18 protein-coding genes are annotated in these 21,670 nt (G+C 42.5%); 12 read left to right on the top strand and 6 right to left on the bottom strand.

Annotated elements, in window-relative coordinates:
* Positions 1–3 precede the first annotated feature (3 nt).
* A complete protein-coding gene (gene rsmF, locus H5300_RS02220) occupies positions 4–1,425 on the top strand; it encodes a 16S rRNA (cytosine(1407)-C(5))-methyltransferase RsmF (protein ID WP_102445342.1) in 1,422 nt (473 codons plus the stop codon).
* 304 nt (positions 1,426–1,729) lie between these two features.
* On the opposite strand, the gene H5300_RS02225 is transcribed toward rsmF, so the two are convergent.
* Complete coding sequence (locus tag H5300_RS02225; RefSeq protein WP_004733627.1) at positions 1,730–2,638, bottom strand: S1 RNA-binding domain-containing protein; 909 nt, start codon at positions 2,636–2,638, stop codon at positions 1,730–1,732.
* Positions 2,639–2,666: 28 nt separating this feature from the next.
* On the opposite strand from H5300_RS02225, the gene H5300_RS02230 reads away from it, so the two are divergent.
* The gene (locus H5300_RS02230) at positions 2,667–4,022 is read left to right on the top strand and encodes a hypothetical protein (RefSeq protein ID WP_004733628.1); all 1,356 of its coding nucleotides are present in this window, start codon (positions 2,667–2,669) and stop codon (positions 4,020–4,022) included.
* Between the two features lie 123 nt (positions 4,023–4,145).
* Here the strand turns inward: H5300_RS02230 and H5300_RS02235 are convergent, their stop codons facing one another.
* Both H5300_RS02235 and H5300_RS02240 read right to left on the bottom strand, forming a co-directional pair.
* Positions 4,146–4,631 carry a PaaI family thioesterase gene (locus H5300_RS02235; protein ID WP_017082222.1) on the bottom strand — a complete coding sequence of 162 codons (486 nt, stop codon included), beginning with the start codon at positions 4,629–4,631 and terminating at the stop codon, positions 4,146–4,148.
* 176 nt (positions 4,632–4,807) lie between these two features.
* On the bottom strand, positions 4,808–5,695 hold the full coding sequence (locus tag H5300_RS02240) for a putative PEP-binding protein (protein WP_102445343.1): 888 nt from the start codon (positions 5,693–5,695) through the stop codon (positions 4,808–4,810).
* Between the two features lie 207 nt (positions 5,696–5,902).
* Between H5300_RS02240 and H5300_RS02245 the strand changes: the two genes are divergently transcribed.
* Both H5300_RS02245 and H5300_RS02250 read left to right on the top strand, forming a co-directional pair.
* Positions 5,903–6,961 carry a 3-deoxy-7-phosphoheptulonate synthase gene (locus tag H5300_RS02245; protein ID WP_017077204.1) on the top strand — a complete coding sequence of 353 codons (1,059 nt, stop codon included), beginning with the start codon at positions 5,903–5,905 and terminating at the stop codon, positions 6,959–6,961.
* A 12-nt stretch (positions 6,962–6,973) separates the two neighbouring features.
* A complete protein-coding gene (locus H5300_RS02250; protein WP_004733632.1) occupies positions 6,974–7,456 on the top strand; it encodes a YajQ family cyclic di-GMP-binding protein in 483 nt (160 codons plus the stop codon).
* A 164-nt stretch (positions 7,457–7,620) separates the two neighbouring features.
* Here H5300_RS02250 and H5300_RS02255 read toward each other — a convergent pair whose 3' ends face one another.
* The gene (locus H5300_RS02255; protein ID WP_017103471.1) at positions 7,621–8,562 is read right to left on the bottom strand and encodes a bifunctional precorrin-2 dehydrogenase/sirohydrochlorin ferrochelatase; all 942 of its coding nucleotides are present in this window, start codon (positions 8,560–8,562) and stop codon (positions 7,621–7,623) included.
* Between the two features lie 480 nt (positions 8,563–9,042).
* On the opposite strand from H5300_RS02255, the gene H5300_RS02260 reads away from it, so the two are divergent.
* The 6 genes from H5300_RS02260 to H5300_RS02285 all read left to right on the top strand — a co-directional run bounded on the left by H5300_RS02260 (position 9,043) and on the right by H5300_RS02285 (position 14,680).
* Positions 9,043–10,071 (top strand): amino acid ABC transporter substrate-binding protein, encoded by a 1,029-nt coding sequence (locus tag H5300_RS02260; protein WP_004733634.1) that lies wholly within the window; start codon positions 9,043–9,045, stop codon positions 10,069–10,071.
* Positions 10,072–10,142: 71 nt separating this feature from the next.
* Positions 10,143–11,348, top strand: a complete 1,206-nt coding sequence (locus H5300_RS02265; RefSeq protein ID WP_009846641.1) for an amino acid ABC transporter permease — start codon at positions 10,143–10,145, stop codon at positions 11,346–11,348.
* A gap of 1 nt (position 11,349) precedes the next feature.
* Entirely contained in the window at positions 11,350–12,447 is a 1,098-nt protein-coding gene (locus H5300_RS02270) for an amino acid ABC transporter permease (protein ID WP_004733636.1), read from the top strand.
* A gap of 22 nt (positions 12,448–12,469) precedes the next feature.
* On the top strand, positions 12,470–13,234 hold the full coding sequence (locus H5300_RS02275) for an amino acid ABC transporter ATP-binding protein (protein WP_004733637.1): 765 nt from the start codon (positions 12,470–12,472) through the stop codon (positions 13,232–13,234).
* 295 nt (positions 13,235–13,529) lie between these two features.
* Positions 13,530–14,195 (top strand): Bax inhibitor-1/YccA family protein, encoded by a 666-nt coding sequence (locus tag H5300_RS02280; RefSeq protein ID WP_017077199.1) that lies wholly within the window; start codon positions 13,530–13,532, stop codon positions 14,193–14,195.
* A gap of 155 nt (positions 14,196–14,350) precedes the next feature.
* On the top strand, positions 14,351–14,680 hold the full coding sequence (locus H5300_RS02285) for a TusE/DsrC/DsvC family sulfur relay protein (protein ID WP_004733621.1): 330 nt from the start codon (positions 14,351–14,353) through the stop codon (positions 14,678–14,680).
* 58 nt (positions 14,681–14,738) lie between these two features.
* Here the strand turns inward: H5300_RS02285 and yccX are convergent, their stop codons facing one another.
* Positions 14,739–15,026: an acylphosphatase gene (gene yccX / locus H5300_RS02290; protein WP_102495589.1), complete on the bottom strand. Its 288-nt coding sequence runs from the start codon at positions 15,024–15,026 to the stop codon at positions 14,739–14,741.
* An 88-nt stretch (positions 15,027–15,114) separates the two neighbouring features.
* Here yccX and H5300_RS02295 point away from each other — a divergent pair, with 88 nt between their 5' ends.
* Both H5300_RS02295 and H5300_RS02300 read left to right on the top strand, forming a co-directional pair.
* Positions 15,115–16,518, top strand: a complete 1,404-nt coding sequence (locus H5300_RS02295) for a methyl-accepting chemotaxis protein (RefSeq protein WP_182795324.1) — start codon at positions 15,115–15,117, stop codon at positions 16,516–16,518.
* A gap of 129 nt (positions 16,519–16,647) precedes the next feature.
* Positions 16,648–17,841, top strand: coding sequence for a class I SAM-dependent methyltransferase (locus H5300_RS02300; RefSeq protein WP_182795325.1), 1,194 nt, complete (start codon positions 16,648–16,650; stop codon positions 17,839–17,841).
* An 82-nt stretch (positions 17,842–17,923) separates the two neighbouring features.
* On the opposite strand, the gene H5300_RS02305 is transcribed toward H5300_RS02300, so the two are convergent.
* Positions 17,924–21,658, bottom strand: coding sequence for an Ig-like domain-containing protein (locus H5300_RS02305; protein WP_182795326.1), 3,735 nt, complete (start codon positions 21,656–21,658; stop codon positions 17,924–17,926).
* Positions 21,659–21,670 lie beyond the last annotated feature (12 nt).

The raw sequence follows: 21,670 nt of genomic DNA on the forward strand, positions 1-21,670 counted from the left end.
CTTTTGCACGCTAACGTATATATTCCTGAAGAATTCCTAACGCACATCGAAGCGATCATGCCTAGTCACCTAGATATGGCTTCTTTTGTTGCCTCATGCCAAAAACCACTGCGTAAAAGTATTCGAGTCAACACACTGAAAATCAGTGTGGAAGACTTCCTAGTAAGAGCAAAAGAGAAAGGCTGGGAACTGGAACCTGTACCTTGGTGTGAAACGGGTTTTTGGATTACAGCCGATGAAAGTGAAGCGCCTCTAGGTAATACGGCAGAACACATGTCTGGTCTTTTCTACATCCAAGAAGCCAGTTCTATGATGCCACCTTCGGCTCTTTTTCAAGGCGAAGCTGATTACCAAGCCGTGCTAGATACTGCTGCTGCACCCGGATCTAAAACAACGCAAATCGCTGCGCTAATGAATAATCGCGGCGTGTTGGTTGCCAATGAATACGCTGCAAGCCGTGTGAAAGTACTTCACGCCAACATCGAGCGTTGTGGCGTTCGTAATGCCGCACTCAGTAACTTCGATGGTCGAGTTTTCGGTGGTTGGTTGCCAGAACAGTTTGATGCTGTCTTACTGGATGCACCCTGCTCTGGCGAAGGTACCATTCGTAAAGACGCTGATGCGATGAAGAACTGGACGTATCAATCTGTAGTCGATATTGCTGACACGCAAAAAGACCTGATTGAAAGTGCATTCCATGCTCTTAAACCTAATGGTGTTTTGGTTTACTCAACATGTACGTTAAGCACTGAAGAGAACCAACAAGTGTGCCATCACCTAAAAGAAACCTTTGGTGATGCGGTTGAGTTTGAATCTCTTGAATCACTGTTCGACAACGCAAAAGCAACGACTACTGAAGAAGGCTTTCTTCACATCTTCCCTCAGGTGTATGACTCTGAAGGTTTCTTTGTTGCACGTATCCGTAAACTAGCGTCTGTGACTCCACCAGAAGTTAAAAAACGCATGGGTAAATTCCCATTTGAAAAAGCGTCAAAGAAAGCTCAGCAAGAAGTCGCTGAACAACTGCTTAGTGCTCTCGATATCGAACTACCAAGTGATACTCAAGTTTGGATCCGAGATAAAGACGTTTGGCTATTCCCTGAGGCGCTTGAGCCTATGATCGGTGCATTCCGTTTCTCTCGTATGGGCATCAAGATCGCTGAAACCCATAAAAAAGGTTACCGATGGCAACACCAAGTCGCGACAACGCTCGCGACAGGTAATGAAACTAACATTGTAAACCTCAGCATCGAAGATGCTCGAGAATGGTTCATGGGCCGAGACGTTCGCCCAGAAGGCTTGTTAGGCAAAGGCGAAGTGCTAGTAAAATACAACGGCGCAATCATCGGCCTTGGTAAATGGGTAGGTAACCGAGTGAAGAATGGCTTACCAAGAGAACTAGTACGCGACAAAAACCTTTTCTAGTCGTTCGATTAAAGCTCTCACTGTACTGAGAAAAACAAAAAGCCCAAACAACCTTCATTGTTTGGGCTTTTTCTATTCTTGTCGGCTAGTTCATTTCAAGAGAAGCACTGAAAAATCAACACTTAATTACACAAATATCAATTCAAGTCGCTATTTCCAATAACAAAAATCGCTTATTAGGGAATTTAAACTAGACTTCAGTCTAACAGTCAAAGAATTAAAACGATTAGCGTAGGCTCTTCGGAGCCCTTTCCCCTAAGCCCAAACAGGAAGGTTTGGGCTTTTTTTTGACCGACAAGCTCGCTTATTTAACTAGGCTGATGCCTTCTTTGTCGATAGTGATCTTGCCAGACTTGTACAAACCACCAATTGTCTTCTTGAACGTACCTTTGCTGGTTCTGAATGCAGAGAAAATAACTTCCGGAGAAGATTTATCATTCAAAGGTAAGTAACCACCTTTCTTCTCAAGCAGATCGAGAACCTTAGTGCTTAGGTCATCCATTTTAGCCACACCAATTTTCTGAAGAGACAAGTCAATCTTACCGTCTTCTTCACGAACGTTTTTAATGTAGCCTTTTAGCGCTTTACCTATGAACAGCTTACCGATGATGTCTGATGGGAAAATCATGCCCCAGTGCTCGCCGTTCACGATCGCTTTATAACCTAACTGGCTGCGCTCAGCGATAATGAGATCCACTTGCTCGTTTTGCTTATAAGTCGCAGGCGTGTTGTCTAACCACTTGTTGAACTTTGTTGTACCTACAATGCGGCTAGATGCTTTATCAATATACACATATACTAAGATTGACTGACCTTCGTTTAAACGGCCACGTTGCTCGCTGAAAGGAACAAGAAGATCTTTACCTTTCACGCCCCAGCTCATGAATGCACCGGTGCTGTTTACGCCTTCAACCGTCATCAAGCCAAATTGCCCCACTTGAGCAATTGGTTTTTCAGTCGTTGCAGCGATCTGGTTGTCAGAATCAATGTATAAGAAAACATCCAGTTTTTGACCAATTTCAACACCTTCAGGAGTAAATCGTTTTGGCAGCAACACGGTTCCATAGTCGCTAGCGTCAAGGAATACACCGAAGTCGGCTTGCTTTACTACTTCTAAGTTGTTTATTTGACCAATATTAATCATCAAGATTTTCTCTACTTTAAATTTGGCGGTGATTATACGTGATCTCTGATATGCTTTCGCTAGTTTCATTCATATTTTTACATTCTAGGAGACATCGTTGATCACCGTTGATAAACAAGATGCGATAACACTTAAAATTAACCATGCAATGGCGAAGACCAAAAAGCTCGACATGGACGTTTATCTATTCATTCCCGGTGAACTCGGACTCACTCCCGAAGTACTTTCTGAAAGTGCCTTTTTCTACAGCTCAATTACTCAAAAGCGCGCCTACTACAGTGACAAGACACTGTTACCTTTGGTACACAGTCGCTTGGCAAAACGTGGACGCTTATCAACGACACAGTATCGTGTGAGTTTGAGTTTGTTCGCATATCAATATGTTATTGCTTTAGATAAAGCCGTGAGCAGTTTAAATAAGACTGATAGTGACGACGTAACCGCTGATGAGGTTGATGAAGTCATTGAGCTCGCGTTAGACATCTTGAAGAAGCTTCGCCGAAGTATTCCTTATGAAGAAAACCTCAAACGCTACTACGCAAACATTGATAACTATCTTTCTTGGTACACAGAGCAAAAGTTCTTATCTCTGGTCTCTCATATGCCGCGTGGCAGTGAGTACTCGACGATAAAAGAGCGACTCTTGACGCTGTGTGACAAAGAGACAGCTCATCGTAAACTTAATCGCTATAACTCAGCCAAAGTTCGTGAAGACGTCACTCGTTTGAGTAACAAGATGCGACTGCTGCGACGTTTGATAGAGCACCCTATCGTACTCAAAGAAAAGACTACCTCCATGGGTAAAAACGTTAAGCGTGCCGTTAAAGGTATTGCGACAGGCTTAGTCATGGTAGTCGTGACGACAACCGTCATATTAGCTCGTGATTTTCTGGGAGAGATTACTGCTTCTTTCATCGTGTCGATGTCATTTATCTACGCACTGCGTGAAATATTTAAAGATGACTTGAGAGACATCCTTTGGCGTTGGCTTCGTAAAGGCAAACCCAAGTGGAAGCGTCGCTACTTTGACCCAACAACCAATAAATCTGTCGGCCACAAGCTTGAATGGTTGGACTATGCGAACTTTTCCAAGTTAGCTGATCGTATTCAATCAATACGCAAGAAACGTGTCGTTCAGCGTGAAGAGCAAGTCTTGCACTATCGTTCACATACCGAGATGTCGACGTCAACATTCATGAGTGGTTACGAAGAGACTCGTGAAACGTTATCGATCAGCCTGAGAGCACTGACACGCTTGATGGACAAGGGGTCAAATAACGTATATCGCCTGAATGAAGGGCAAGTAAGCCGTGAGTCTGTCGAAAAGCGTCACCTGCTCAACCTGATCATTAAAGAGAACAATCACGATACTGAACCAACCTATTACCGTTGGAAAATCGTAATGAACCGTTCAAAGATCGTCGACATCGAGCAAATCACTCAAGAATCTTAACTTTGCTACGGTGTGCGGCACGGTATGTGGATATTCAATTCACATACCGCTCTTCCACTTGTTCAACAAATGCTTTCTGTTGAACTATAATCTTCAGATTCCGACCAACCTTATACTTCCGAGCTATTTTCTAGAAGGAACTTTCTTAATCGAAAGCGTTAGCGTGAACTCTGCCATTGGTTCATCGCCATGCAAAGACGGACAAGTCGCGATTATGGTTACGGGTTGATTCACACGCTCGCCAGTAGACATAGTTTCAGCCAGCATAGTGTTGATCAGCTCACCATCGTTACAAGTGAAGTGTACGTCACCTTCCGGGCGCTTCAAGAAGTTACCTGTTACCTCTTTAAATGCCAGCGAGATCTTTTCGCCTTGCTGCTGGGATTTACTCATTGCAAGAAAGCCCCCCGCCACATCAGCACCTACTGCTAACACACCAAAGTACATGCTATTGAGGTGGTTCTTAGTTCGTCTTTTGAGAGGAATTTTCACTTCAACATGTTGATTATCCAGCGCGAGCAGTTTTGGTCGGCATAGCCAGATCAGAGGCACTTTGAAAAAGCCAAACATGCTCAAGTAGAAATTTGCTTTTTGTAGAGGGGTCAACATTCGAGTTACCTAGTCAAATAAGTCATCAGACCAGTTAATCGATTAGCGCTCGAGATGTCAAAAAAATGTTACAAAAAAGAGATATCATCGCATAATGATATCTCTTTCATTCTCAAAGCTTTATTGCTTTAAATAAACTCATACAGCAAGTTGATTTATTTAGACAATAAGCTGATCTATGCAGTAACGACTGTCTCAACACCGTCAAGATCAGCGATAAAGCCTTGTAGACGCGGGTAGTCCACCAAGCCTTGAGTCACAAGCAGGACGGGCTTCTTCGCGTTCAGCGTTGCTTTAACAATCATACTCAACAAGGTAATAACCGCCTCGTTTTGTGGATCAAAAGCATGTTGCTGAGCTTCATTGTGCTTGTCTACGCCTAAAGTGAAAGACGCTAAGCTATCAACGTTCACTACAACACCATCAAAGTAATGCAGCAATCTTTCGCTCAGTAGCACTGCAGACGGCACATCGCACGAGAACAGTACTTTCAAACCATTAAGGCCTCGCGGTAAACCTTGCTCTGCAAGCAAATCAATAATCTTAGCGGCATCGCTTAATGCTCGTACATACGGTACAACCACTTCAACGTTAATACCCTGCTCTCGCAATGCTTTAATTACCTGACACTCTAAAGCGAATGCTTTGCTGTACTCTGATGTTGCATAACGAGCAACCCCACGAACACCTAGTGCTGGGTTTATCTCTTCGGCTTCACAGCTACCACCAAGTAGTGAACGGAAGCTATAGCTGTCAGCACTACTTAACGCGATACGAACAGAAGTATGATTTGGCTGAACGGCAGCTTGGATGGCAATCACTAAGGTCGAAACAAAATGCTCATCGACTGTTTTATCGCCAAGGATCGCATCTAAAGAGGTTTTTTCGATATCAGTCAGTGTATCTAAGTGACTTTCAATACTTGGGTGATAGAAGATACGATCCATAACCAATTCAGATAATGAAACGTATAAATGGTTAGAATTATTATTATCGTTGTAAGAAGGCAGCACATCACCTAAGACTAGTTCTGGGTGCAAAGTGCTTTGATTTTCTTGAGTCATTGCTGCTCCAGCATTTTTATGTTGTGTTCAAACGAAAATACCGATAGCTGCCTGTTAATACAAGTGAAAATCCCTTATTTGGCGCTGGCCTGCTGATAAAAATAAGAATATTAGCAATAACAGAGATAACTTTGACTTAAGAGAGTTTATTCCTCTGTTCAATTCCGTTATCTTAACCACTTCGCAATAGAATAAAAAAGCCATCACATGCCATTAAAAACTGATGAGTTGAGAACCCAAGCTCTGGGTCCTATGCCAACTCCTGCCGAACTAGGCAATGCACATCCTATTACTGACGACGTTGCTGAGCGCATTAAAAATTCTCGCCGCCAAATCGAAGATATTCTAACGGGTCGTGATAACCGCCTATTAGTTATCGTAGGCCCTTGCTCTGTTCACGATACAGAAGCGGCACTTGATTACGCCGAGCGTCTAAGTCAGATTCAAGACCAGTACAAAGATGAACTGTTCGTTGTAATGAGAACCTACTTCGAGAAACCTCGTACTGTTGTAGGTTGGAAGGGTTTGATTACCGATCCTAACCTTGATGGGTCATACGCACTTGAAACAGGCTTGAACAAAGCTCGTAAGCTTCTACTAGATATCAACAAGCTTGGCCTAGCTACCGCGACTGAATTCCTTGATATGATCACCGGTCAGTACATTGCAGACCTTATCACTTGGGGCGCAATTGGCGCTCGTACGACTGAATCTCAGATTCACCGTGAAATGGCTTCTGCACTGTCTTGCCCAGTTGGTTTCAAGAACGCAACTAACGGCAACATCAAAATTGCTATTGATGCGATTCGTGCTGCGCATGCTTCACATTACTTCTACTCGCCAGATAAGAACGGCCGTATGACGGTTTACCGTACTTCTGGCAACCCATACGGTCACGTAATTCTGCGTGGTGGTGATAAAGGCCCTAACTTTGATGCTGAATCTGTAGATAACGCATGTAAGCAACTGGCTGAATTCGATCTACCTCAACGTTTGGTTGTAGACTTTAGCCACGCTAACTGTCAGAAACAACACCGTAAACAGTTAGAAGTTGCACAAGACATTTGTGAGCAAATCAAATCTAACAAGAATCAAATTGCAGGCATCATGGCGGAAAGCTTCATTGTTGAAGGTAACCAGCCAATGACAGATATCAACAACCTAGAATACGGCAAGTCTATTACTGACCCATGCCTAAGCTGGGAAGATACTGCAACAATGCTAGATATGCTTGCAACAGCAATTAAAGATAGAAACTTAGCTTAAGGAAACAACACAATGCCATCATTTGACATTATCTCTGAAGTAGAAGCAGTAGAACTGCGTAACGCGGTAGACAACGCAAACCGTGAACTATCGACTCGTTTCGATTTTCGCGGCGTTGAAGCAAGCTTTGATTACAAAGATGAATCAGTAAAATTGACTGCTCAAGACGATTTTCAACTGAAGCAAATGCGCGATATCCTTCGTAGCAACCTAACAAAGCGTAATGTTGATCCTAACGCGATGGAAGCGAAAGCGGCAGACCAAACAGGTCGCACTTGGCACCAAACGGTTATCTTTAAGCAAGGCATTGAAACTGATGTCGCTAAGAAGATCGTTAAGCTAATCAAAGACAACAAAGTTAAAGTTCAAGCTTCTATCCAAGGCGACAAAGTTCGTGTAACGGGTAAAAAGCGTGATGACCTACAAGCTGTTATGGCTCTAGTTCGCAGCGGTGAACTTGGTCAACCTTTCCAGTTTGACAACTTCCGCGACTAATTTGCGAGTTTGAGCGACTGCTTATTGTGGTTGCTCATTCATCAGCACAATGTCGTGTTTAAAATCGCAAAAAGCCACTTCTTTTAGGAAGTGGCTTTTTATTTATCGGTCAGCTTTATTCGCATACCGCGAGGGCATTTGAACCGAGCTAGATAGATCGAGCCTTACTTGAGTACTTTGGCTGCAGACAATTTTAGGTCTTTGCCGACCAGCAGATTGAACTCTACGCTTGCTGGTGGAATAAATACACACACTCGCAATTTCTCTGCTCTTGCCTGCTCAAGCTTGGTTGATAGCTCTCCGCTATTAACATAGCTCTCTCTTTCTGCATCTCGACGGCATAAGTCTATAAATTCGAATGGACAATCGATTGGTGAAAGTACTAGCTCTGCCTCTTGCATCAGACGTAAAGCCTTCATAGAAAGTAGCTCAACATCTTCTTCAAATTCGATCCAAGTGACCTGCCCTTCACTATCAACTTGCTCAGTCAACGACTGTTGATAGTACGATTCAAGTTGATCCCTATCCGTCACTTGATTAATAAAACTGGACGACAAAAAGCGCTCCCAGAATTTTCGGCGTTCATCAACAGTAGGAAAGGACTCTTTAATTGAATTGCGTTTTGATGCACCGAAATCCGCTATCAAACCTATGTTCTGTGGCAATACAGTTTCGAGTTTTTCTCTAATATTTCTCACCAAAACAGGTGATGCACCCCCACTTGAGATCGCTATTTGGATTCGTCCGCGATTTATCATTGAGGGTGTGATGAAATCACAATAGGGTAAGTCATCGACCACATTGACAAGAATACCCATTTTTTTTGCATCATTATGTACTTGATGGTTTAGGTTTGGATTGTCTGTGGTTGCCCACACTTGTAAGTAGTTTTTCGAGATAAGCTGTGACGAGTAAAAATTTTGAACCCAACGAAGTTTGTCTTCATCGGCTAGCTCTTTTAAGTAAGGTGCAACCTTAGGAGAAACCAAAGTTACATTAGCACCCGCTCGTAGCAAACTGTCGACTTTTCGGCAAGCAACCTCGCCCCCACCAACCACTAGAATTGGCTTATTCTCTACATCCAAAAACATTGGGAAATAACGCATGTTCTTCCTTGAGACTACTTCAATAACTATTCAGACATGCTACCAAATTTGGAGCATATTCATAACTATCCGAGCGTAATAAAAATATTTATTGACCAAATTTTCAACTTTCTTAAGGCTAATGTGCCACCAATACGACTTTAATTCAGAATATTTACCTAGCCCACCATCAATATAAAAACCTAAATCTCGTTGCACCAACAGTGTGAACCGTTGCACTATTTACATTCAGTTAACATTTGGTCATTCTAATTGTGTTCGGATTTGTGATTTCATTCAAAATTCTTTTTAAATTATACATTTGTGAAACTACGGATCCTTTCCTAACCTTATAAACAGTTGTTTAAATCGCACACGGTTTCATTTGCAAAATGCAACTCGCTTAATTTGAGCAACAAGGTCATAGACAACGCAACACACAAGAGACACTCAAACGAGTATGAGTATCAGGTGTCACCTGGTTAACAAGGAAGGATACAAATGACAAATAAACTAACACTTCTTGCTTCAGTAGTAGCTGCATCAACTGCGATGATGGCAACATCAGCATCAGCGGCAGAAAGCACTCTGGACAAAGTCACATCCCAAGGTTTTCTAACTTGTGGTGTAAGTACAGGTCTTCCAGGGTTCTCTAACCCTAACTCAAAAGGTGAATGGGAAGGAATTGATGTTGAGTATTGTCAAGCTCTTGCAGCGGCTGTACTCGGTGACAAGACTAAAGTTAAGTATGTACCGCTAACAGCAAAAGAGCGTTTTACCGCGCTTCAATCTGGTGAAATAGACGTACTATCTCGTAACACAACATGGACGCTACATCGTGACACTGCTCTAGGTCTGAACTTCGTAGGCGTTAACTACTACGATGGTCAAGGCTTCATGGTTAAGAAAGAACTCGGTCTAACAAGTGCTCAAGAGCTTGATGGCGCTTCTGTATGTGTTCAATCAGGTACAACAACTGAACTTAACCTAGCCGATTACTTCCGTAACAGTGGCATGTCTTACAAGCCAGTGGTATTCGATACGGCAGCACAAACATCTAAAGGCTTCGACGCGGGTCGTTGTGATGTTCTTACAACTGACCAATCTGGTCTATATGCTCTTCGCCTAAATCTAGCTGATCCTAAATCTGCACAGGTACTTCCTGAAATCATCTCTAAAGAGCCACTAGGCCCTGTTGTTCGTCAAGATGATGACAAGTGGTTCAACGTTGCTAAATGGACCCTTTCTGCAATGATTAACGCAGAAGAGTACGGCATCTCTTCTAAGAATGCTGACGAAATGCTTAAGTCAAAAGATCCAAACATCAAGCGTATTCTTGGTGTTGACGGTCCTAAAGGTAAAGGCCTTGGCATTCGTGACGATTGGGGTTACCAAGTCATTAAACAAGTTGGTAACTACGGTGAGAGCTTCGAACGTACTGTTGGTACAGGTTCACCACTACAGATCTCTCGTGGCGTAAACGCACTATGGAATGCGGGCGGCTTTATGTACGCTCCACCAATCCGTTAATAAATTTACAAGCATCAATTAGGGCGGACTTTTCCGCCCTATTTATTAAATGGATTTGAGGTTATAGCAGTATGAAACCTAATGAAACTATTTCTCCAACTCAAGAAAAACCACAGCCCAAAAGTGCCAACCTTTTTTACAACCCCACTTTTCGCTCAATTGTTTTCCAAATTCTCGCCGTCGCGGCGCTTTGTGCTTTCTTTTACACGATTGTAAATAATGCACTCACAAACTTAGACTCCCGTGGTATCGCCACTGGTTTTGATTTTCTCTCCCAAGAAGCTGGTTTTGGTATCGGCTTAACACTGATTGAATACGACGAAACATTCTCATACGGCCGTACATTCTTTATCGGTCTTCTCAATACCGCTTTAGTTTCAGTATTAGGCATCATGTTAGCCACAGTACTGGGCTTTAGTATGGGTATCGCTAGGCTATCTTCAAACTGGCTAGTTAGCCGATTTGCAGCTGTCTACATTGAGATATTCCGAAATATCCCTCTTCTTCTACAAATATTTTTTTGGTATTTCGCCGTTCTACAAGCATTGCCTTCCGCTCGTCAGAGTATGAGCCTTGGTGAAGCTATTTTCTTGAATGTACGTGGTTTGTACTTCCCAGCTCCAGTGTTAGAACAAGGCAGTAGCATTGTCATCGCATCATTGATTGTCGGTATCATCGCTACTTTTGTTATCAACATCTGGGCTAATAACAAACAAAAGCTAACCGGCCAACAAACACCAATGTTGCGAATTGCTGCAGCGCTGATTGTGGGCTTACCATTAGTCACTTACTTTGTTATGGGTATGCCTATCTCTGCGGAGTACCCTGTTCTGAAAGGGTTTAACTTCAAAGGTGGTATCAGCATCATTCCTGAATTGGCAGCATTGATGCTCGCTTTAAGTATCTACACAGCAGCATTCATCGCCGAGATTGTGCGTTCAGGTATTAATGCGGTAAACCATGGGCAAACAGAGGCTGCTATGTCTCTAGGGCTCCCGCGAACAAGAACTCTTAAGCTAGTCATTATTCCGCAAGCATTAAGAATTATTATCCCACCACTAACCAGTCAGTATTTAAACCTGACCAAAAACTCATCACTTGCGATGGCCATTGGTTATCCCGATCTTGTCTCTGTCTTTGCAGGAACAACATTGAACCAAACTGGACAAGCTATCGAAGTAATCGCGATGACAATGGGCGTCTACCTAACTCTAAGCCTATTGACATCCGCTCTAATGAACATATACAACCGCAAAGTAGCGTTGGTGGAGAGATAAGATGAGTACACATCAATTTCAACCTGATCTTCCGCCTCCAGCGAATACTGTTGGACCTGTCGGTTGGTTAAGAAAAAATCTATTTAATGGACCAATTAACAGTGTCGTCACTGTGGTCCTTGGTTATTTTGCTTTCACTTTATTGTGGGCAATAGCAGATTGGGCATTCATTAATGCTGATTGGATAGGAACAACTCGAGATGCCTGTACAAGTGATGGGGCATGTTGGGTTTTCATTAGTGTTCGTTGGGACCAATTCATGTATGGCTTCTATCCAGAAGCTGAACTGTGGCGCCCTCGCCTTTTCTACGCAACGTTAGCTATTTTTGTCGTTTTGTTAGCTTACGAAAAAACACCTAAGCGCACGTGGATTTGGTTGTTCTTCGTAAACATCTACCCGTTTATCATTGCTGGCTTACTATACGGTGGTGTATTTGGACTAGAGGTTGTTGATACCCATAAATGGGGCGGTCTACTGGTTACGCTGATCATCGCACTTGTTGGTATTGTAGTGTCACTTCCTATTGGTGTTGCACTGGCACTTGGGCGTCGTTCAGAGATGCCGATCATCCGCAGTATGTGTACCGTTTACATCGAGATTTGGCGTGGTGTACCGCTGATTACGGTTCTATTTATGGCCTCGGTAATGCTTCCGCTCTTTTTATCAGAAGGGATGGAAACCGATAAACTGATCAGAGCGTTGGTTGGGGTAGTACTATTTAGTGCGGCTTATATGGCAGAGGTAATCCGCGGTGGTTTGCAAGCAATACCAAAAGGTCAATACGAAGCCGCTGATGCTTTAGGGTTGAGCTACTGGAAAAAAACAGGGCTTATCATTCTACCTCAAGCTCTTAAAATCACGATTCCTTCAATTGTGAATACCTTTATTGGTTTGTTCAAAGATACCAGTCTGGTTTTAATTATCGGTATGTTTGATGTATTGGGAATTGGCCAAGCCGCGAATACCGATCCTGAATGGCTTGGGTTTTCAACAGAAAGTTATGTATTTGTCGCGTTAGTGTTCTGGGTGTTTTGTTTTGGCATGTCGAGATACTCGATTTGGCTAGAAAACAGACTTCACACCGGTCACAAACGATAATTAACAAGATCAAGGACGTATTATGACGCAGCAAACAGAAAACAACTCTCAAGGTCTTATGATCGAGTTAAAAGACATGAACAAGTGGTACGGTGAGTTCCACGTTCTTAAAAACATCAATTTAGAAGTTAGAAAAGGCGAAAAAATTGTAATTTGTGGCCCTTCTGGTTCAGGTAAATCCACGATGATTCGCTGTATCAACCGATTAGAAGAGCACCAAAAAGGTCATATCTTCGTTTCAGGTAATGAACTGACAGAAGATCTGAAGAACATTGAAGCCGTGCGCAGAGATGTAGGTATGTGTTTCCAACACTTCAACCTATTCCCTCACTTAACGGTTTTAGAAAACTGTACTCTGGCCCCTATTTGGGTGAAGAAGATGCCGAAAGAGGAAGCTGAAGCCATCGCTATGAAATTCCTCGAGCGTGTAAAAATCCCTGAGCAAGCGGATAAATTCCCAGGACAGCTTTCAGGTGGCCAACAACAACGTGTAGCAATCGCTCGTTCTTTATGTATGAACCCTCAAGTCATGTTGTTTGATGAACCAACATCGGCACTCGACCCGGAAATGGTTCGTGAAGTACTAGACGTTATGGTTGAGCTTGCAGAAGAAGGCATGACGATGTTGTGTGTAACGCACGAGATGGGTTTTGCTAAAGAAGTTGCCGACCGAGTTATCTTTATGGATGCAGGTGAAATCATAGAAGAGAACAACCCTGTCGACTTCTTTGAAAACCCACAATCGGACAGAACGCAGAACTTCTTGAGCCAAATCTTGCACCATTAATGTGTTATGATGCATAAACTATAGAGGCGGCTTAGGTCGCCTCTTTATTTTTCAAGGTTATAGATAGTTTTTCAAAGGTTATAAATCATTAGCCAGTAACTATAAAAGTTTGAACATCGAGTATTAGCGACACTTTATACGTCATTAGAAACACTTTGTTACACCTTAAGAAACACTTAACCGACTATTTTGATTATTATTTTAGGTATACAAAAGGAATGAAAGACTTGATTTTTCGAACTTTCAGCCCCATAAATGTACTAATAACTATTGAAGTCACCTTACGAGGAAGATTATGAACAGCCCTATGTTTTCACGCACAGCAACTCAAGAGAATGCTCTGCAAACCAATAAAGTGTTGCGTAACACGTACGCACTACTGTCTATGACACTACTTTGGTCTGCTGTAGTAGCAGGCGTATCTATGGCGATGAACCTTCCTCGCCCTGGTCTTATCATTATGCTAGTTGGTTTCTACGGCCTACTGTTCCTAACAGAAAAGAACCGTGACAACAGCATGGGTCTAGTCTTCACATTCCTATTTACAGGTTTCTTAGGCTACACCATTGGTCCAATCTTAAACATGTACGTTGGCGCAGGCATGGGTGATGTCATCCTTACTGCACTTGGTGGTACAGCATTAGCATTTATGGGTGCATCAGCTTACGCACTGACGACTAAACGTGACCTTTCATTCCTTAACGGTATGCTAATGGCTGGTTTTGTTGTTCTGCTAGTAGGGATGGTTGCAAACATCTTCCTACAAATGCCTCTACTGTCTTTAGCAATGAGCGGTATGTTCATCCTATTCTCGACTGGTGTTATTTTGCTAACAACGCAAAGCATCATCCGCGGCGGTGAAACAAACTACATCTCAGCAACTATCAGCTTGTATGTTTCGATCTACAACATCTTCATCAGCCTACTAAGCATCTTAGGTATTATGAACAGCAACGACTAATCATAGTTCGTTCAAAATTGAGCCCAAGAGCCTGTCTCTTGGGCTTTTTTGTATCTATCAATGTAATAATTCTTTAGATAGCTACAATATCTATTGAGAAAGGCAAACGTGGTCATGTACCCTATCTGCATAGTTAATTGGATTCTGGATTAAACATGTTTGAATATAATGGCAAGCAAATCGAAACCGACGCTCAAGGCTACCTATTGGACTACACACAATGGGAAGAAGGTATGATTGAAATTCTTGCTCAAGACGAGGCGATTGAACTGACTGATGCGCACTTAGAAGTGGTACATTTTGTAAGAAGCTTTTACGAAGAATTCAAAACCTCTCCGGCTGTTCGTATGCTCGTTAAAGCGATGGAAAAAGCGCACGGCCCAGAGAAAGGTAACAGCAAGTACCTATTCAAATTGTTCAAGAAAGGCCCCGCTAAACAAGCAACCAAGCTCGCGGGTTTACCTAAACCAGCAAAATGCTTGTAAAGCTTAAACAGCTTTAGGTTGCTCTCAAGGTAAAAAGGTAAATACTGTAGTGCGCTAGCTACAGTATTTTAAATTCCCCTATACGCACATCCTGCCGCTCACTTTCTTTAACTTGATGCATCACTACATGATCTACTGTCGCACTCGAAGGGCCAATATTGAGCCAAGCTTGGAACTTCTCTATTCCCTTACCCTTTCCGACAGCTAACACTTCAACTCGGCCATCATTTAGGTTCTTTGCATAGCCTGAAATGCCCAGAGCTTGTGCCTGCCTACTGGTGTGATAGCGAAAACCAACACACTGAACTACGCCTGATACGACAAAAATATATTGTGAACTTTCCATAACGTTGCCTCATAAATTGTATGAATGATATAGTTGCGACTCTATTCATTCACCGCTTATTGGTGGACTTACTTCGAGTATAACGATTATGAAAGAAATCCCATTTCGTTGGATTGACAAATATCTCATTCACCTAAAAATCCAAGAAAAGTTCTATCTACTCTTCTTATTACCTCTTCTCGCCCTGGTTATATTAACTCTTGTTTTAGATAGCGCCGCAGACTCTTTACTTGCTCATCTTTATCAAGAAGAAATGCTCTTGATGAAAGGACTTATCGAAGCGGGTCAACTCACGAAAGATCAAGTTGCTCAGCTTGTCAGTAGTTCTGAAACCATCTCTTTAGGCTATGGTGCTGGTTCCGTCTCAGTTATGAACGGTGCATTCAGCTTAGTTGCGAACCATGACCAAAACTTATGGTCAGCTCTATCTACGACTCAGGTTTCAATTATCGCAGTAACCCTAACGCTGATCGCTCTGGGTGTTTACTACATCATGACTTTCATCGGTGGCGCAATGTTCTCTATGAACAAAGCGTTAAGCACGCTAGCGAGTGGTGACCTCACCTGCCGTATGAACTACTTCCTCGTTCGTGATGAGTTCAGTGAAATCGCAATTACTATTGATAAAGTAGCAGAGCGTGAACAAAACATGGTTCTATCAATCCAAGAGTCTGTCGCACTCATGCAGCAGATCAGTTCTGACTTAAACCAGTCGACACAACAGAGCTCAGACATCTCGGGTAACCAACAAGAACATCTGAATAGTTTGGCAAGTGCAACCGAACAAATGGCAGCTACGATTCGTGAAGTCGCAACCCTTGCTCATGAGTCTAGCTCTCAAACTATGGACGCTCGCGGTGTTGCACAGAGTGGCCAAGTAAAAGTTTCAAATACATTGGAATCTATCTCAAGCCTATCTCAAGAAATTCAATCAGCTTCGCAAGCGGTAGAAGAGCTTGATGCTAATGCAGCGCAAATTGATGAAGTGGTCGCAACCATCAATGGCATCTCAGAACAAACTAACCTATTAGCCCTGAATGCTGCCATTGAGGCTGCACGTGCTGGCGAGCAAGGTCGTGGATTCGCTGTTGTTGCCGATGAAGTCCGTGCCCTAGCAGGAAGAACACAGCAAGCAACGGTTGAAATCCAGAGCATGATCGAATCATTACAACGTAACAGCCAATCACTGACAAAGTTGATGGAAGTGACTGTTAGCAATGCTAACGAAGGTCAAACACTGATGTCGGAAGTAAACGTTGAGATTGGCTCGTTAGCTGAAAAGAACCAATCTATTTCTGATAGCAGTACTCAAATTGCTACTGCAGCTGAAGAGCAAGGTGTTGTTGCAGATAACATTGCGCAAAGTGTTGAAGAGATTCGTCATCAATCAGACAGCATCTGTGAAATGATCAGTAAGAGTAATGTAAATGTTGACCAACTTCGTAAGCAAAGCGATACGATGGAAGGTTTGCTGACGGGTCTCAAAGCTTAATACTGACATCTAACCACTATGTGTTAATTAATCATTACTAGGGCTGCTTCTGCAGCCCTTTCTTATTTGCTTTTCCCTTGTACTTCCCCGACAATACCCCTCCTTCAAATTCAACAAACAGAGTAAATTATGACTCCTTCAATTCATCTAGCTAAAGGCCGAGATAAATCACTACGCCGCAAACACCCTTGGGTATTTTCACGCGGTATCGATAAGGTCGAAGGCGAACCACAACAAGGTGAAACTGTAGACGTATATGCTCAAAATGGTCAGTGGATCGCAAAAGCAGCTTACTCACCAGAATCTCAAATTCGCGCTCGTGTTTGGACATTTGAAAAGGAAGAAATCAATAAAGCGTTTTTCATCAAAAGATTTAGAGACGCACAATCACTACGTGAAGATATCATCGAACGTGATGGCCTAACGGGATACCGATTAACGGCGGCTGAATCTGACGGCCTGCCAGGAATTACTATCGACAAGTACCAAGACTTCTTAGTTTGCCAACTACTGAGTGCTGGCGCGGAATTCAACAAAAGCGTTATCGTTGAAGCTTTAGTTGAATGCTTCCCTGAATGTAATATTTACGAACGCTCTGACGTAGCGGTTCGTAAGAAAGAAGGTTTAGAGCAAACCGTCGGCGTACTGCATGGCGAAGAGCCACCTAAGTCAGTAGTCATTGAAGAAAACGGCGTGAAAATCAGCGTGAACATTATGGAAGGCCACAAAACGGGCTTCTACATGGATCAACGTGATAGCCGTAAAGAATCTATGAAATACGTTAAAGACAAAGATGTACTGAACTGTTTCTCATACACCGGTGGCTTTGGCCTTTACGCACTTAAAGGCGACGCGAAGCGTGTGATCAACGCAGATGTATCTCAACTTGCTCTTGATACTGCTAAGTTCAACGCTGAACTTAACGAGTTTGATATCTCGAAAAAGCGTGCTGTATTCCTAAACGCTGACGTATTCAAACTGCTTCGCGAATACCGTGACCAGGGCACCAAGTTTGACGTAGTGATCATGGATCCACCAAAGTTTGTTTCAAGCAAGAACAACCTAACTTCAGGCGCTAACGGCTACAAAGACGTTAACATGCTAGCGATGCAAATCCTGAATCCAGGTGGAACACTACTCACCTACTCTTGCTCAGGTTTGATGGGTGCTGACCTATTCCAAAAAATCATCGCTGACGCAGCTCTAGATGCGGGCAGAACAGTGAAGTTTGTTGAACGCTTCGAGCAAGCTGCCGATCACTTGATCGATACAGCTTACCCAGAAGGATTCTACCTAAAAGGTTTTGCTTGTAAGGTGCTTTAATTCTAGTGCTTTAGAAGCTAGTTTTGATAGCAAAACTGACGTATTAAAAAAGGGCCTTTCGGCCCTTTTTGTTATTGATGAATTAAGAGTTTGGTAGGTTAGTCATTAATGAATTAACTAAATTCGTCAATTCATCACCGGAATAAACACCAGAAGAATCGACGTCAAAACCACTAAGATTATTTGCTTGGCCCTGCAAGACTATAGTTTGAGAACCTTGATCGTTAGTAATGGTTAACTCTAGGTCTTGGTTATTATCGCTAATCTTAGCTGACAAATGTTCAAGAACATCATCCATTGTATTTTCATCGTGAAGGAGTTCAGATAAATCAATATGGTCACTGCCCACTTCAAAGTCAGTAATAACGTCTCGATAGTCGTCAAGCGGTTCATCTACCCATTTGAATATATCATCACCTTCTCCTCCGACTAAGATATCATTTCCTAAGCCACCAATTAAGGTGTCATCTCCTCCTTGACCATAGATAATATCCTTACCTTCGCCACCTTCAACCGTATCGTCACCGCCGCGAGCATCATCTATGTCGAATATTTCATGATTGTCTCTAATGTATTGGTAAATTTCCATATCAGAGGGTTCAATACCATTATTATTCAATTGTAAGAAGCTAACTAAAGCTGATAGACCAGCACCATCATCTAAATCAATAGGCTTGTCAGGGTTGCCATCAATCCCCCAAGGTAAGTTATCAGTATTAATGGCATCACCAAATAAGATGTCATCACCTTCATTACCAAGAACTTGATCGCTCCCCATACTAGCAATTTCTTTAATTGTCTCACTACCCTGTAGTGCAGCTTCAAGCTCATCCGGAGTATTAACAATCTGTACTTCTCCGACATTAACAGGTGTATTCTGTGTTAGTGATATGTCATCGATTGAAGCATACGTATTTCTATATCCACTATACCCATCATGACTTAACACAATATAGTACTTACCTGATGATATGTCAGTGACAGATATTTCAAATGTACTACTTCCACTTTTATTTCCAGAATCAACTAGATTTCCACGCTTTGTAAACAACTCCCATGCAAAATTACTATTACTTAATTGGACATCGAAAGAGATAGAAGAGCCATCGAAAGCAACATTAAAATCATCACTCTTCCACTCCGTCGTTAATGAGTTGTAACTATTACGGTCATTGTCCACTAAAACTAAGTCACCACCAGAAACATAAGTATTACTTGAAGAATCATTATTCTGATTAGTTCCCTCTAAATCAGAGGAGTCGGAAAATTCGAATATTTTTGACGTCTGAGAAACAAGTTCCTGAGTTATGGTCGAAGTATTATCGAAGTATTTAAGGTAATCCGTAGTAACTTCAGAACCGATTCCGATAGCCATTACTTCCGCATTATGTGTAGTAACTAGTTCATTGTATTCAGTCAAAGCTTGATCTAATGTGCTGGTATTAGGCTCCCCATCAGTCAAGAACAACGTCATATTTTCATAAGCATTGGAGTCGATATCATCACTGCCAAACCAGTCATTAGCTTCAGAGAAGCCAACGCCATAATCAGTTCCGCCGCCAACAGGTAGGTTATGTTCAATCTTCGAAATAAGCTCAACTAAGATATCAGAATCTTCAGTTATATTAAGAGCTTCAAAACTAACATCAATATTGTCATCAAAGCCAATCAAACTGATATTAACAACACCATCGTGACCAGAAAATGAAGTAACTAAATTAATCAAAGCGACTTGCATCATATCCATGCGTGTCATGCTTGAACCATCAGGGTTTTTCAGTACAACATTATTTGAGTCTTTAACAAAAGCGCCCATACTACCGGATGCATCTACTACTAAAGCAATATTATAATTTAACCCCGGTGTTACTGAAGTTACGTACCCTCCACTATCACCCATTACCACATCATCACCACTACTACCTTCCACTTTATTATCACCATTAGGGTCAGTATCTGGGGTCGCAATGGAACCTGTTTCAGCTTCAGCATACTTAGGTAAGTCAACGGGTTCACCTTGTGCGTCAACTTCTTGAGCACCTACGCTAATCGTTAGTACAGGTTGTGACCCTACAGGAGCTTCGACAACAACAGAGATATGACCGGAAGCATCTAATTTATCTGAAGGTATTGACCATGAACCATCTTGGTTTTGTGAACCTACATTCAGAGTTGAACCATCTGGCACACCATTGATGACAATATCAGTAATGATTTCGCTGCCGTCGTTATCCATCAAACTGACATCAATATCTAAATTAAAGAAATCAGTGACCTTAGTAACTACACCATCATTCACAGAATAGGTTCCATCTTGTAAAACAAACGTTTCTATATCGTAGAAATCATGGTATGTCACTGCATTATCATTTTCAGTATCGACATATTTATATGAGAAATCAGCCTGAGGCGCCAAGTTGTTATCGCCACCAGGTATAAACTTTAATTGACTCAAAGATGCTGGTATATAGGCCGTATCGCTACCTGAACCGCCGTAATAAGCAGTCGTGGCCGTTGCAGACTGTGACACCAATACATCATTACCTGCACCTGCATTTAGTGAAACGTTAGTTAATTCGTAAGAGTTACCACCAATTAGGATATCGTTTCCTTCGCCGCCAGAAGCTTGAAAGTCGTTAGAGACACCACCATCGACGATAATGTCATTACCACCATATCCCTCTACCCAAGCTCCGTTAGTAGAAACTAGTAAGTTATCGCTTGAATTACCACTACCCTCGATTACTGTGCCTGTTTCAAATTGAGCTTCTGCATCACTTATAATCAGGTCTGCTGGATTAATGTCAGTCCCAAATGACAACTCTACGTCTACAGACAATCCACTAGATTTAGGCTCGACATGAACAGTTACAGTCGCACTATCAGTCAACCCGTCTGCGTCAGCCACTACATAAGTGAAAGTCGCGTCACCAGTAAACCCATCTTCGGGCGTGAATTGAATATCACCATTCTCACTAAGGGTCACTGTACCGCCGCTAACAGAAGTTACTGACTGGATTGTAAGACTATCACCATCAGGGTCACTGTCATTCGCTAACAAGCTAGCCGTACTAATTGTGGTTAATAGCCCTTCAACAGTGCAAAGTTCATCGTTTAATGTAGGAGCATCTAACAATGGAGAGAAGTCACCAATTAGACTACCGCCTTGATCATACTGGCCAACGTCAATATCAAGTACAGCGTTACCACCTTGATCCCAATATACAATCTCAATGGTGTGATAACCTGCATCAGTGATTTCAAAGACATTATGAATTCGCTCTGTTGGTGATTGGTTACTGTCTACTTCAGCAACGACAACGCCATCAATTTTGATTGAATAACCGTCATCAGCATTCACCTTAAGCGCAAATTCCCCTTCATCTAAATAAATGGCCCCAGTTAAATTGAACACTCCATCGGTTGTACCGTTAGGAACATTACCAGAAATACTATCCGCGTCGTCACCTAAGAAGTCACTCAATTGAGCGTCATCATCAACTCCACTCGTCACGCTCAAGGAGTAATCAAGATCCGTTGCTGTAAACGTGACATCTGGATCGCCAGCGTTAATCACTGAAAGGGCAACCGCTACACTGCTCACTTGACTATTGTGTCCATAATAAGCACCTGATAAACCGTGAGTATGTGTGTATGTATCGTCGTTGGCGATTGGAGAAACATCGTAGTCGCCGTCGGTCGCATCCGCCGTCGCCGTCGCTTCGTTACCCGCGTCGTCTGAGGTCGTCACGCTCGCTTCTACGCGCGTATCTTCATCATCAACCAGGTCGCTGCCGTCAACTTCGATGCTGTACACCAAGTCGCCTTC

The sequence above is a fragment of the Vibrio sp. SG41-7 genome, from assembly GCF_014164465.1.
GTDB classification, from domain to species: domain Bacteria; phylum Pseudomonadota; class Gammaproteobacteria; order Enterobacterales; family Vibrionaceae; genus Vibrio; species Vibrio splendidus.